General features: G+C 66.3%; 12 protein-coding genes and 2 pseudogenes. 6 read left to right on the top strand and 8 right to left on the bottom strand.

The genetic code is table 11. The annotated features are described in order from the left end of the window. Window positions 1–149: 149 nt before the first annotated feature. A pseudogene (locus tag ABL844_RS33610) lies at window positions 150–585 on the top strand (helix-turn-helix domain-containing protein); the annotation flags it as partial. Here the strand turns inward: ABL844_RS33610 and ABL844_RS33615 are convergent. Next, a pseudogene (locus ABL844_RS33615) lies at window positions 577–693 on the bottom strand (IS3 family transposase); the annotation flags it as partial. The pseudogenes ABL844_RS33610 and ABL844_RS33615 sit on opposite strands and share 9 nt — an antisense overlap. Window positions 694–767: 74 nt before the next feature. Continuing rightward, entirely contained in the window at window positions 768–1,652 is an 885-nt protein-coding gene (locus tag ABL844_RS33620) for a LysR substrate-binding domain-containing protein (RefSeq protein ID WP_418132029.1), read from the bottom strand. A gap of 119 nt (window positions 1,653–1,771) precedes the next feature. On the opposite strand from ABL844_RS33620, the gene ABL844_RS33625 reads away from it, so the two are divergent. The 5 genes from ABL844_RS33625 (at window position 1,772) to ABL844_RS33645 (ending at window position 6,186) form a co-directional block, all read left to right on the top strand. Further along, the gene (locus ABL844_RS33625; RefSeq protein ID WP_418125975.1) at window positions 1,772–2,740 is read left to right on the top strand and encodes a Bug family tripartite tricarboxylate transporter substrate binding protein; all 969 of its coding nucleotides are present in this window, start codon (window positions 1,772–1,774) and stop codon (window positions 2,738–2,740) included. Window positions 2,741–2,762: 22 nt separating this feature from the next. Next, window positions 2,763–3,683: an SMP-30/gluconolactonase/LRE family protein gene (locus tag ABL844_RS33630; protein WP_418125976.1), complete on the top strand. Its 921-nt coding sequence runs from the start codon at window positions 2,763–2,765 to the stop codon at window positions 3,681–3,683. Window positions 3,684–3,754: 71 nt separating this feature from the next. After that, complete coding sequence (locus ABL844_RS33635) at window positions 3,755–4,180, top strand: carboxymuconolactone decarboxylase family protein (protein WP_418125977.1); 426 nt, start codon at window positions 3,755–3,757, stop codon at window positions 4,178–4,180. Window positions 4,181–4,194: 14 nt separating this feature from the next. Next, window positions 4,195–5,184, top strand: coding sequence for a tripartite tricarboxylate transporter substrate binding protein (locus tag ABL844_RS33640; protein ID WP_418125978.1), 990 nt, complete (start codon window positions 4,195–4,197; stop codon window positions 5,182–5,184). Window positions 5,185–5,241: 57 nt separating this feature from the next. Then, window positions 5,242–6,186: a LysR family transcriptional regulator gene (locus ABL844_RS33645; protein ID WP_418125979.1), complete on the top strand. Its 945-nt coding sequence runs from the start codon at window positions 5,242–5,244 to the stop codon at window positions 6,184–6,186. A 16-nt stretch (window positions 6,187–6,202) separates the two neighbouring features. Here the strand turns inward: ABL844_RS33645 and ABL844_RS33650 are convergent, their stop codons facing one another. From ABL844_RS33650 to ABL844_RS33675, 6 genes are all read right to left on the bottom strand, one after another. Then, window positions 6,203–6,910 carry a substrate-binding domain-containing protein gene (locus ABL844_RS33650; RefSeq protein WP_418132030.1) on the bottom strand — a complete coding sequence of 236 codons (708 nt, stop codon included), beginning with the start codon at window positions 6,908–6,910 and terminating at the stop codon, window positions 6,203–6,205. Window positions 6,911–6,999: 89 nt separating this feature from the next. Next, a complete protein-coding gene (locus ABL844_RS33655; RefSeq protein WP_418132031.1) occupies window positions 7,000–8,007 on the bottom strand; it encodes a Bug family tripartite tricarboxylate transporter substrate binding protein in 1,008 nt (335 codons plus the stop codon). Between the two features lie 156 nt (window positions 8,008–8,163). Further along, window positions 8,164–8,892, bottom strand: a complete 729-nt coding sequence (locus ABL844_RS33660; protein WP_418125982.1) for an alpha/beta fold hydrolase — start codon at window positions 8,890–8,892, stop codon at window positions 8,164–8,166. A gap of 52 nt (window positions 8,893–8,944) precedes the next feature. Further along, entirely contained in the window at window positions 8,945–10,828 is a 1,884-nt protein-coding gene (locus tag ABL844_RS33665) for a glycoside hydrolase family 3 protein (RefSeq protein ID WP_418132032.1), read from the bottom strand. Window positions 10,829–10,907: 79 nt separating this feature from the next. Further along, window positions 10,908–11,951, bottom strand: coding sequence for a porin (locus ABL844_RS33670; RefSeq protein ID WP_418132033.1), 1,044 nt, complete (start codon window positions 11,949–11,951; stop codon window positions 10,908–10,910). 180 nt (window positions 11,952–12,131) lie between these two features. After that, the gene (locus tag ABL844_RS33675) at window positions 12,132–13,226 is read right to left on the bottom strand and encodes an ABC transporter ATP-binding protein (RefSeq protein ID WP_418132034.1); all 1,095 of its coding nucleotides are present in this window, start codon (window positions 13,224–13,226) and stop codon (window positions 12,132–12,134) included. Window positions 13,227–13,256 lie beyond the last annotated feature (30 nt).

Consider the following 13,256-nt stretch of genomic DNA (forward strand, 5'->3'; position numbering starts at 1 on the left):
TACTGCTCGTTTAAGGAGGTTAACCAGTTGCTTTATTTAACATAACATAAATTATATAAATTCCATGTGTGGGAGCAAAGTTGTAATGTCGCATTCCAGCAAAGTTCAAATGTCGCAAAGTCGGCTGCCCCGAGCTCGGAGGCATGGCCATGGCGACGCCTGCTGCGACGATCACTATGACGATGCGCGAAGTCGATCGCCTCAAAACCATCCAGGCGGTGGTCGGCCGGATGCTGCGGGTTGCCAAGCGGCGCAGCGGCTGGGGCTGAGCCGACGTCAGCTCGAGCGGCTGGTCCAGCGCTACAAGGACGAAGGCGCTTCCGGGCTGGTCTCGCGAAAGCGAGGCCGCCCCAGCAACCGTCAACTGGCACCTGGCCTGGCCCAAAGCGCGACTACGCTGATCAAGAGCGCTACGCTGACTTCGGGCCCACGCTGGCATGCGAGGAGCTGCGCGAGTGCCACGGCCTGCCGCTGGCCAAGGAGACCATCAGGTTGCTGATGATGGCCGCAGGTCTCTGGACTCCCCGCAAACAGCGGGCTACGACGATCCACCAGCCGCGCAACCGGCGTTCGTGTTACCCCGAAGGCGGTGTTCAGCGCGTGAATGTCCAGGTGGGCTTCGGCCAGCAGGTTCTTGAGCTTGTTGTTCTCCGCCTCCAGTTCACGCAGGCGCCTCGCATCGCTAATCAGCATTTGGCCAAGCCGTAACTCACCGCCGAGTGGCCGGTCGCTTAGTAAGTCCAAACCCGTTAGCGAGCTCGGGCCTGCTACTTCATCGACTGTGCCACGCGGCGGACGATGGCCGCGAACGCGGCGGTCGTCGGCGTCCGCACTTGGCCTTCGGGCCATAGCAGACCCGGCGTGCGTTGCAGCGATGGGCCCTCCAGCGGGATTGCGACCAAGCCGAGGTGATCTGCCAGAGCACTGCGCGAGACGATGGTCGCCATCGGCGCCTCCTGCACCAGCGCGAGCATCCCAGCAATGGACGACGTCTCCACCACGACGTGCGGCTGCGCACCGGCCGCACGAAGTGCCTCGTCGATCTGCATGCGGGTCGTGTACTTGCGCGCCGGCAAGGCCATGTCGCGTCCATGCAGTTCGATCATGCGAAGACGCCGGCGCCTGGCGAAAGGATGCTTCTGGTTGACTGCGACCACCAACTCTTCCGAATAGAGCGGCTCGAACAAGAGGCCTTCGAGTTCGAAGGGCCTGTACGCGAGGATCAGGTCCAGGCGGCCTGCGAGCATGTCGGCGATCAGGTCGTCCGCGGTGTTCTCCTCGACCATTAGGCGCATCGATGGATGGGCGCGGGAGAACTGTGCGAGGCACTTCGGCACGAGTCCCATGTTCAGCGTCATGGTCGTGCCCAGCGAGAGCGTTCCCTCGAACGCCTTCTCGGGCGCACCGATCAGCGCGATGCCGACATCGATCTCGGCGAGCGCCTTCGCCGCCTGCGGCAGGAAGAGTTCGCCCGCGGCCGTGAGCGTGACACGACGCGCGCTGCGATCGAACAGCTGTTGGCCCAGCTCGCTCTCCAGTTGGCTGATCTGGTGCGACAGCGTCGACTGGGTGACGTGGAGTTGCACGGCAGCCTGCGTGAAACTGAGGCGTTCCGCCAGTGCAAGGAAGTAGCGTAGGTGTCGGAGTTCCATGCATTTCAACCTGCCGGTCGCACGAATCGATGCCATCGATGATAGCGACCGAAATTTGTCATTTGTCTTGCAGCCCGGTGCTCGCCTATCTTCGGCGCTCCAGACAACGAGACAAGCCCATGCGACGCATATCCACCGCACTCCTGGCGGCCCTGACACTCTGCACGGCCATCGCCCATGCCCAAACGGAAAGCTGGCCGAGCCGCACCGTCAAGCTGGTCGTTCCCTACCCGCCCGGCGGCACCACCGACTACGCGGCGCGCCAGATCGCACAGGCCCTCACGGTGCAGACGGGCAAGACCTTCTACGTCGAGAACAAGGCCGGAGCCAGCGGCACGATCGGCTCGGACCTGGTGGCCAAGTCGGCGCCCGACGGCAATACCTTCCTCATCAACGACACCACCTACGCCATGCTTCCGCATCTGTTCAGGAAGCTGCCGTGGGACCACGCGAACGGCCTGGTACCTGTCACGAACATCGTCGATACGCCGCTGGTCGTGCTGGTCGGCGCGGGCTCGCCGTACAAGACCATCAAGGACCTCATCGACGCTGCACGCCGCAACCCCGGCCAGCTGACCTTCGGCTCCGGCGGGATGGGAAGCTCCACACACCTCGGCGGAGAACTGCTCAAGCAGAACGCGCAGCTCGCGCTGACGCACGTCCCTTACAAGGGCGCGGGCGAAGCGCTGCTCGGCGTGGTGTCCGGCCAGGTCGATGTGCTGGTGACCGCATCGCCGACCGCGATCGCCCAGGTCAAGGGCGCGAAGGTGCGGGCGCTGCTGGTGACGGCGCCGCAGAGAATCGCCGCGCTTCCAGATACGCCCACCAGCGCCGAAGCGGGCCTGAAGGACTTCACCGCAACCAACTGGTTCGGCGTCGCCGCCCCGAAGGGAACGCCCCAGCCAGTCATCGAGAAGATGCAGGCCGAGGTCAAGCGTGCGCTGGAGTCACCCGAATTGCGCGCGCGCTTCGGCGAGCAAGGCGCGACGGTCGGCGGCATGGCGCCGGCCGCCTTCCAGGATTTCGTGCGCAGCCAGACGCAGGCCTGGGGTCGCGTCGTCAAGGCCGCGGGCGTCCAACCGGAATAGCGCGGCATCAGGAACCAGGCGCATGTGGAACCTCAGCTTCACGCCTCCGGAAATCATCGAAGCCAAGGTGCTCACGACGATGCCGGCAGACCTTCGCCGCACCGGGCCCAACGCCTGGGCCGAAGCGAACAAGCCGGGACAGCCGGTCGACAGCTTCCTCGAAGGGCCGGTATTCGATGCACTGGGCAACCTGTACCTGACGGACATTCCCTCCGGCAGGATCCTGTGCATCACGCCGCAGCTCGAATGGCGCGTGGTGGCGGAGTACGACGGCTGGCCCAACGGCATGGCGATGCATGCGGACGGGAGCCTCTGGATCGCTGACTACAGGGGCGGCATCCTCAGGCTCGACCCCGCCAGAGGTGGCGTCGAACCCGTGCTGGCCCATCGCAACAGCGAATCCTTCAAGGGGGTGAACGACCTCGTCTTCGATGCGAAGGGCAGCCTGTACTTCACGGACCAAGGCCAGACGGGCCTGCACGATCCCACGGGCCGGGTCTACCGCCTGGGCCAGGACGGCCGGCTCGACCTCCTGCTCGCGAACGTGCCCAGCCCGAACGGCATTGCGCTCGATCCCTCAGGCCATGTGTTGTTCGTCGCGGTCACGCGCGGCAACCAGGTCTGGCGCGCACCGGTCATGCGCGACGGCAGCCTCACGAAGGTGGCCGCTTTCCAGAGCTTCTTCGGCACCAGCGGGCCCGACGGCCTCGCCGCCACCGCGCAAGGCGGGCTCGTGGTGGCGCACGCGAGCCTCGGCGCCGCGTTCGTGCTGAATGCGGCCGGCGAAGTCACCCACCTCGTTCGCAGCCCGGGCGGCAAGACCGTCACCAACCTGGCCTTCCGGCCCGGGAGCAACACGCTGGTGATGACGGAATCGTCCACCGGCGCGATCCTGGAAGCGCAACTGCCCGCCGCAGTCCCGGGCCAAGCCTCTTTCACGTGACCGCATCGGCCGCGGTAATGCGCGGCCCTCGTGCGCGGGGACTCTTCGATTCACCTCTTCAGGAACATTACATGACGAACAACGAGCTTTACGAAAAGGGAACGAAGCGCAGACGCCTCGTCCTGGGCGACGCGCACGTGGATCGAGCCAGCGCGGCAACGACCGACGTGACGCGCGACTTCCAGGATCTGATCGTGCGCTACGGCTGGGGCGAGATCTGGACGAGGCCCGACCTGGGCCTTCGGGAGCGCCGCATCCTCGTCATGGGCACGATGATCGCGCTCGGACGCTGGGACGAACTGCGGCTGCATCTGCGCGCGGCGCTGCAGAGCCAGATGTCGCTGTGCGACATCAAGGAGGTGCTGCTGCAGCAGGCAATCTATTGCGGCATTCCGGCGGCTAACACGGCCTATCACCATCTGTCGGCAGTCCTGGCCGAACTCGCCACCGAAGGCACTGAGATCAATCGCGCGCCAACGGCTGCGGCCGAAGCCTGAAGAAGATTCAAGCCATGAGTTTCCATCGCACCTTCACACGCCGTGTTCTGGCCTCGCTGGCCCTCGCAACGGTAGGCGCCGCGCTCCTCCCGCTCGCGGCCGCCGCCGAACAATGGCCCGCAAAGCCGATCCGCCTGATCGTTCCCTACTCCGCTGGGGGTGGCGCCGACAACGCAGCCCGGATTCTTGCCCAGCGCCTCGGTACCGCGCTGCGCACGCAGGTCGTCATCGATAACCGGCCGGGTGCCAGCGGCATCATCGGCGCGCAGGCAGTCGCGAAGGCCGACCCCGACGGCTATACCGTGCTGTACGACGCGTCGACGTTCGCGGTGAATCCGCTGCTGCGCAAGATGCCTTTCGATGCGGCGACGGACCTGGTGCCGGTGTCGCTGGCGCTGACCGTTCCAAACGTCCTCGTGGTGCCGCCGAATTCGCCCGACGCCGACTTCAAGGCCTTCGTGGCACGCGCACGAATCCAACCCGGCAAGATATCGTTCGCGTCTTACGGCGCTGGCAGCCCCGCCCACCTCGCGGGTGAGTTGCTCAACCGCGAGGCGCGCACCGGCATGCTGCATGTGCCCTACAAGGGAGGCGCCCCTGCACTGGCCGACGTCATGGGCGGTCACGTGGATGCCTACTTCGCCAACGCCGGCTCGGCCTTGGGCTATCTGCAGTCGGGGCAGCTGCGCGCCTTGGCGGTCACCTCCGCCCGGCGCATGGCCGCGCTGCCGCAGGTGCCCACCGTCGCGGAAAACGGCTTGCCGAACTTCGAAGTGCTCGAGTGGAATGGCTTTTTCGTTCCCAAGGGCACACCGCGGCCGATCGTCGAACGCCTCTCCGCCGAAGTCCAGGCCGCCGTACGAGACCCTCAGACGCGCGCACGGCTGGTCGCGCTGGGCGCTGACCCGGTGGGTGGGTCACCAACCGAATTCGCCACCTTCATCGCCGGCGAGTCCCGGCGCTGGGCGCAGCTGATCAAGGCCAACAAGATCGCCGCCGAGTGACCCGCGCGCGTCGCGGCCACCTTTGCGAGTCATCCCCGAGCCTGTATGGTTGACGTCATGGATCTGCGCCAGCTTCGCTATTTCGTCACCGTCGCCGAGGAGCTGAACTTCAGCCGGGCGGCGGTGCGCCTGCACATGAGCCAGCCGCCCTTGTCCCATCAGATCAAGGCGCTGGAAGAAGAGCTCGGCGTGCTCCTGCTTTTTCGCAACCGCCGCGAAGTGCGGCTCACCGACGCCGGGCGCGCGTTTCTGCGCGACGCGCGCCAACTCCTCGACCAGGCGCAAGCGGCAACCCAGAGGGCCAAGCTCGCGGCGCAGGGCGACGGGGGGACGCTGCGCGTGGGGATGGCCACCTCGGCCATCGATCATGTCATGCCGGACTTCATCCACAGGCTACGGACCTGCCTGCCAGCAGTCCAGCTACTGGTGACCGACATGGGCTCGCAGGAACAGGTGCGCGCCGTCGCCGCCGACAAGCTGGACTTGGGCTTTGTGCACGCACGCACGAGCACGCTCGGCCTGGCACGCCAGCTTCTCTACACCGAGGGGTTCTCGCTCGTGATGCCGTTGGCCCACCCGCTGGCCGCGCGCGATACGCTGACGCTCAGGGATTTCGCCGAGGAGCCGATGATCAGCTTCTCCCGTGAGCACAGATCCGCCTTATTCGACTCGCTTGTCGCCGCCTGCATGCAGGCCGGGTTCAGCCCTCGCCTGCTTCACGTGGCGCGCCACCCGATGAGCATGTTCCAGATGGTTCGTCACGGCCTCGGAGTGGCCCTCGTGCCCGCCTCTTATGCCGAGGTCGGCGGCAGAGACCTGCGAGTGGTGGCGCTTCCACCGTCGGCGGGCACACTGCAGATCGATGTCGTCTGGCGCGAGGACAACGAGAGCGAACTCCTGGAGTGCGTTCGCAACGAAGTGCTGGCGAACTGGAGCGTCGGCGAACCTACGGTGCGGGCCGCAGATGCCAGTCCGACAACCCGGACTCCGTCCGCTCTTTGAGCCAACCGTTGGAGCTTCACCCAAGACACGAGTCCAGACCCGCGTCCGCCAAGGGACCGGCAGCTTCGGCCGAACAAAGGAACTGCATGAAGCAGCGCGCAGCCTCGGGCTCGGCTGCGCCCGCCGACCTACCCGCGGCGATCACGGTGACGTGCTGTAGGTCGTCGGGTAGCGGACCAGCAAAGCACACACCCGGCTGGCCAAGGATCTCACTGATCTGCTGAAAGCCTAGCTCCGCGTCGCCCCGCGCCACCGCTGCGGCGACAGGCTCATCACGCACCTGAACCGCGCGCACCTGCGCCGGCTCGATACCGAGCTTGCCGAACAGCACCTGCGAGACGTAGACACCGCTCCCGGCCTGCGAATAGGCGACACCGCGCGCCTGCACGATCGCAAGACGTAGCGCCTGCGCGCTGCCAATATCGACACGGGGATGATCTTGCGACACGCAAGCGCCGATGCGCGAGCGCATCACCTCCGTGCAAGACCCCTCATCCACCCGGCCGGCCTGCACCTGCAGCGCCAGCAGCGCCGCAGGCAGCAGCACGACGTCCGCAGCTTCGCCTCGCTCCAGCCGCTGCACCAGCGCCTGGGGCGAGGAGCCACCCGCCGGCCCCCAGAGCCACTGCACGCGGACACGAGCCACTTGCTCGAACAACGCGCCTACCGCAGTTAGTGGGATCTGAAAGGCCTGCGGGGCAAGCACGCGGATGGTGACATTCATGGGAGCTCCCTGGTTCGTCCGCTTGTGCGCGGGTGACTCGTGATCCAGCAGGCGGCCTGGAGCGACGCCTTCGCGCAATCCCGGGGCATTCATTCCAGCGTGATGCCTGTTTCGTGAGTGATCGCTGCCCATTCGCGACGCTGCTCGGCGAGCACAGCCGCGAAGTCGATGCCGGCGGGGGCGGGGTCCATGCCGACTGTGCGTATGGATTCGGCCATCTGCGGGCTGGCGATCGCCTGCGCCAGCGCAGCGCGCAATGTCTTCAATACAGGCGCGGGCGTTCGCGCAGGCGCCATGAGCCCGTACCAGTTGAGCGATGGCACCCCCTGGACACCGCTTTCCTCGAGCGTGGGCACCTCCGGAAACTCGGCCAGTCTTGTCTTACCGGTCACAGCAAGCGCGCGAAGCATGTTCTTGCGAACCAGCGGCGAAAGTGCGGCCCTGTTGGTCACGACCATCGAGAGATGCCCGCCAAGCGAATCCTGGATCGCCGGGCTGGCGCCCTTGTAGGGCACGAAAGTGATGTCGGCACCAGTGCGCCGCTTGAACATCTCGATAGCGAAGTGCGGTCCGATGCCAGGGGCGGATCCCGCGCTGAGCTTGCCGGGGTTGCGCCTGCTGTAGCGGATCAGGTCCTGGACGCTGCCGGCGGGCACGCCCGGGTGGATGGCCATGATCATCGGATCGCTGGCGAGCGCGCCGACCGGCTCGAAATCGGCCACCGGGTCGTAGTTCAGTTTCGGGTAGACCGCCGGCACCACCACGTTGAGGTTGGTGCCGCCCATCATCAGCGCGTAGCCGTCCGCCTGTGAGGAAGCCACGGTTTTGGAGCCGATACGGCCACCCGCTCCGCCGATGTTGGTCACGACCACGGGCCGCCCGAGGCTCGTTGAGAGCGCGGGCGCGATCAAACGCGCAGCCACGTCGTTCGGGCCTCCTGGCGCGAAGGGCACGATCAGCTTGATCGAATGCGAGGGATAGGCCGGCGCTGCGTGTACGCCTCGCGGCCACAGCAATGGAATTGCTGTGGCCGCGAACAGGGTCCTGAGCGCCGTTCTGCGGTCGCAAGGCGACATGAGCGCAGGAGCCGGTTTCATGTTGTCGTGATCCTTCGGGCGTCCGTGCCGTATTCGGCCCATGGATAAATCTAGGCAGGTTGCCGGGACGCGTCCAATACCTTGGACGAAACACTGTCATCGCGATTGCGAATAAGGCAGCGGCGGGTGCGGGCTACACGGCGGGCCTAGCAGTGCTCATCGGGGCTCGAGCAGCCCAAGCAGCAAATCGGCGAGAGCTTCAGGCGCGTCGACCATCGGGTCGTGGCCGCAGTCGGCCATCACGGCGGTCTGCCAGCCTGCATCAGCGCGGCAGCGCTCAAGGGCGGCATCGAACAGGGGCTGCGGAAACAGCGGAGTGCGCACGTAGAGCTTGCGCGCGACGCGTTCCCGTGCGCCCGTCAGTTCGACCGGCTGCATCGACACGCCGATCGGCTGCGGCGTGATCTTCGAATCGAGCCAGCGCGCGTCCTCGACTCTCTGGATCTTCAGTGCGGTGCTCGTCGGCCCCGGACGGGAGAGTTCACCACGCGCCTGAGCCTCAAGCACCGCAGCCCTCTGAGCGTCGTTGAGCAGATCGAAGCCGCGCTGGCCGTTCTCGGGAAGGAAGGCGTCGACGAAGGCAATGGCCGAGAGACGATCCTCCAGCGACTCGGCCGCCGCCGAGGCCACCCAGCCCGCATACGAATGCCCGACCAACACCGCACCGCGCAGGTCCTCCCAGCGGAAAAGATTGACGATGTCGCGGACATGGGTCTGCAGCGTGATGTCGGCGCTCATCAGATGGGAGCGGTCGGCCAGCCCAGTGAGCGATGGCGCATAGACACGATGACCACGCCGCGTGAGCAATGCAGCGAGCTTCTGCCAGGCCCAGCCGCCATGGCCGGAGCCCGCGACGAGGACGAAGGGTTGAGGGGATGTATTCAAAGCGATTTCTCCTGTAAATAGACGCCGGCACGACATGCGCCGGACGAAGGAATCAGAACGACAGGCTCTCTCCGCGCCGCAGGGCCAGCCCAGCCGGAGACGGCGTCGACTGCAGCCAGGGCAGGTCGAACGGCAGGCGGCCGGCGGGCATGTACTGACCTGACAGCACTTCGAAAAGTGCCTGCTCCTGCAGGCCGAAATGCAGGACGATGCCAGCGACCAGCGGTTCAAGCGCGCCAAGGTCCGCAGGGCGGTCCATGTAGACGCTGGCTACCGTGGGCACCTGCGCCGCAATCACACGCACCCGCTCCAGATCGGCATCGCCGGCCAGCCAGCCCGTACGCCCCTCGCGGTAGCGGCTACCGAAGAAATGCTGCGGATGCAACAGTTCGTGGGGCGTGCGCAGGCCGACGATGGCGAGTTCGGCGTCGCCCGGACGCCCCACCACCGTGAAGCCAGCAGCCCAGGCCGCCTGGGAATCGATGCCTTCGAGGAACAGCTTCCTCCCACGAGCGAGCGGGAGCACGGAACCGGCGTTTCTGGCGACGACCAGCGACCTGCGCTGCGCATCGAGCGCCATTGCCTTCAGTCCCGCTCGGCCGACGACGCAGGCCGCCGCGTCCTCATCGACGTAGGGGTTCTCGAAAAGCCCCAGGCTGAATTTCTGCACCAGGATGCGCAGGACGGCCCGATCGATCAGCGATTGGGGCAGCAGGCCGTCGCGCACCGCAGAGATGATCCAGCGTGGATCGTCCGCGCCGCCGAACTGATCGACACCGGCCTGGATCGCCTTGGCGAAGCGCCCGGGCCTGCCCAGGTGCTCCACCCCCCAGGGCATGGCGATGTCGGCGGCGCCGGGGCGCTCGCCTTCCTCGACACCCTCGATACAAGCACGCGAGCAGTCGTCGGTGACATGCCAGTCGGAAATCACGACGCCGTCAAAGCCGAAGCGCCCTCGCAGCACGCCGGTGACCATCTGACGGTTGAAGCTCATGCCGACCTGTTCGATGTCGCCCGCGACATCCGGCATCCGAAGCCCGGGGAGCGGCATGCCGTAGGAAGGCATCACTCCCCCGACACCAGCCTCGAAGGCACCGGTGAAGGCGCGGATATGGTCCTCGATGCCCTCGCTGCGCAGATCCAGCAGCCGACCGTAGTGGTTATGCGCGTCGAAGCCCTCGGGGCCCGTCGCGCCGTAGCCCACCCAGTGCTTGACCACGGAGACGACGCTTTGCGGACCGATCCCGTCCATGCCGCCTTGCATCCCTACCACGTAGGCCTGCACGAGCGATCGCACGTCTTCAGGCGAACTGCCGAAGCAGCCGCTGCAGCGGTGCCAACGCGGCTGCAACGCGAGGTCCGCCATCGGCGACAAGGCCATGCGTATGCCGACCGCGCGGTACTCCTCGCGCACGCCGTCGGCGAATGCGCGTACCAGTTCTGCGTCGCCGGCCGCGCCGAAGCCCGGCGCATCGGGCCATTGGGTGAATCCACCGGCTGCGACGCTCACGCCCTGCGAATGGCTGAAATGGCTGCGCGGATCGGAGGAAAGAATCACCGGGATGCCGAGCCGCTCCTCCTCCGCCAGGGCTTGCAGCGCGTTGGCCTGCCGAGCGAGATCCGCGGGCGGCGCCTGCAGGCGATTGAGGAAAGCGCCCACATGCCGTTGCAGGACCAGCTCGCGCATCGAGGCGAAGTCCCAGGCCGAGCCGGCACCGGGAATCGCCGCTGCCTGCGTCGTCGGCGGGTTCGCATGGAGCATCGCGCCGACCTTCTCCTGGAGGGTCATCCGGCCGAGAAGATCGGCGGCTCTTTCCCGCGGCGTTAGCCGCCAATCCTCGTAGGGATCGAGCCGGCCATTGCCGTTGTGATCCTTGAAGAGAAGTCCGTCGACCCGAAGCTGCCCGATGCTGCGCGCGCAAAGTTCAGGCTGCATGGCGCGCCGGCTCCTTCCTCATCGAATCACCCGGACGAACGCATGAAGGGACAGAGAACGCATCGGCTGCACGCACACCTCAGAACCTGTGGCTGATGCCGAATTCCGTGCCGCGCGACCTCTTGCCCGGCGAGGCGGCGGGCGGCGTGCCGACCGCGAAGTTGGCGTCGCCCTTGTTCGAGATGGCCGCATACGTCGCATAGAGCGTCGTCCGCTTGGACAGGTCGTATGCGTAGCCGATCGCCACCTGGGCGGCGTCGTTGCGGTCCAGCAATGCCTTGCCGAGGACGCCCGAGGCGTCGGCCCTGGTGTAGTTGAGCTTGATCTTGTGCAGCCCGGCCACCGTGACCACCGTGCCGACCTGCGTCACCAGCCGCGAGGCGCCGAGGTAGGCATTGCGTACCACCGAGCCGTAGAACTTCGCCGGCCCCCACTCATAGCTGCCGGCCACGGAACTGCGCCTGAGCGTGTTGCCGCCGATGCCATCGAACAGGCCATAGGCCGCGGTCATGTGCACCGGCCCCTGCGCGTAGCCGATGCGACCACCGCGGTACTTCTTGGATGGCGCGCCCTCGCCCATCGCGACCGCGAGCTGCCCGTAGAAGCCGCCGAGCGTGTTCGGCGTGAGGTACTCGACCATGTTGTCGGCGCGCGCCCAGACACCGGTCGCGTCGATGCCGCTGCCGAAGACGCCGGCCGCCGTCGAATAGAACTTGCCCTGGTCGGCCAGACCGCTGACGCCGAAGGTGTCGAACTCGCCGAAGCCCGTGTACGACGGCGTGAGGTCGTGGCCCAGCCGCACCTCGCCAAACGGTCCCGAGAGACTCACTGTCGACCGTCGATTGAAGAAGCGCGCGGCATTGGTCGTGCCGTCGTCGAAGTTCACGGTGCTCTCCAGCCATGCGCTGGCCGCGTAGCCGCCGCCCAGGTCTTCCACGACGCGAAAACCCAGGCGGCTTGCCGCCGCACCGCCGCTGGACAGGCTGGTGACCGTGGCCGGGCCGTTGGTGACGCGGCGCACACTCAAGTCCGCGACGCCGAACACGGTGGCGGTGGACTGCGCGCTGGCGCAGTTGGCCGTTGCCGCGAGGGCCACACACATGGCGATTCGGTGGGGGTTCATGGATGACTCCTGGTCTAGTGGTTTGAATTTGGATCCGGATTTGCGAGACTTCGGAAAACCACAGGCGCATTCACGATGCCGTTGCGGTCGATGAGTGCTCGTTGCAAGATTTCGAGGCGTACCGATCCAAGCGGCGCGCTGCGAGCCGCTGAATCGACTTCAGGTGGATGGAAGAGGGACCTAGATCTCGATGCGCTTCTCGGTCGACGGATCGAATAGCGAGGCGCTCGCCATATCCGGCCGCACACGAACCTGCTCGCCTGCATGGCGCATCGGCTTAGGCGGCAATCGGATGCCGATGCGCTGACCGTTCATGTCGGCGAAGCCGAAGGTGTCGGCACCGGTCGGTTCCACCAGTTGGAGAGTGACGGCTAGCGCGCCGGACTCTCCCTCTTCGGCGAGCCGCCAATGCTCAGGCCGCAGTCCCAGCACCGCGTCGCGCTCCCCTGTGGCCGCATATCCGGCCGGAGCCGCAGGCAGACGTACGGCCGAGTCGCCGCTACGCAGCTCCGCCATCCAATGCCCCGATTCGGCGCGCAGCCTGACCGGCAGCAAGTTCATCGTCGGCGAGCCCATGAACGCGGCCACGTACAGGTTCGCGGGCCGCTCGTAGATGTCCTGTGGCGTGCCCAGTTGCTGCACGCGGCCGTCCTTCATCACCGCGATGCGGTCGCCGAGGGTCATCGCCTCGACCTGGTCGTGGGTCACGTAGACGATGGTGCTCCTCAGCCTCTGGTGCAGCGCCTTGATCTCGGCGCGCATCTCGACGCGCAGCTTGGCGTCCAGGTTGGACAGCGGCTCGTCGAAGAGAAACACCTTGGGATTGCGCGCCAGGGCCCGCCCCATCGCCACGCGCTGGCGCTGGCCGCCGGAGAGCTGCGCGGGCCGGCGATCGAGCAGGTGACCGATCTGAAGGGTCCTTGCCACGCGCTCGACCACGGCCTCCCGCTCGGCTTTGGGCACCTTGCGCATCTCCATCGCGAAGGCAATGTTCTCGCCGACGGTCATGCTCGGGTACAGCGCATAGCTCTGGAACACCATGGCAATGTCGCGGTCCTTCGGCCCCACGTCGTTGACGACGCGGCTATCGATCGCGATCTCGCCCTCGCTGATGCTGTCCAGCCCGGCGATCATCGACAGCAGCGTGCTCTTGCCGCAGCCGGACGGTCCCACCAGGATCAGGAACTCGCCGTCGGCGACTTCGATGTCGATGCCGTGCAGCACGGTCACCGAACCGTAGCGTCTGCGCACGTTGCGAATGCTTACGCTGGCCATGGGTGTGGCTCCTTCTTTTTCAGGTTTAGA

Source organism: Variovorax sp. 278MFTsu5.1 (assembly GCF_048305045.1).
Taxonomy (GTDB): domain Bacteria; phylum Pseudomonadota; class Gammaproteobacteria; order Burkholderiales; family Burkholderiaceae_C; genus Variovorax; species Variovorax guangxiensis.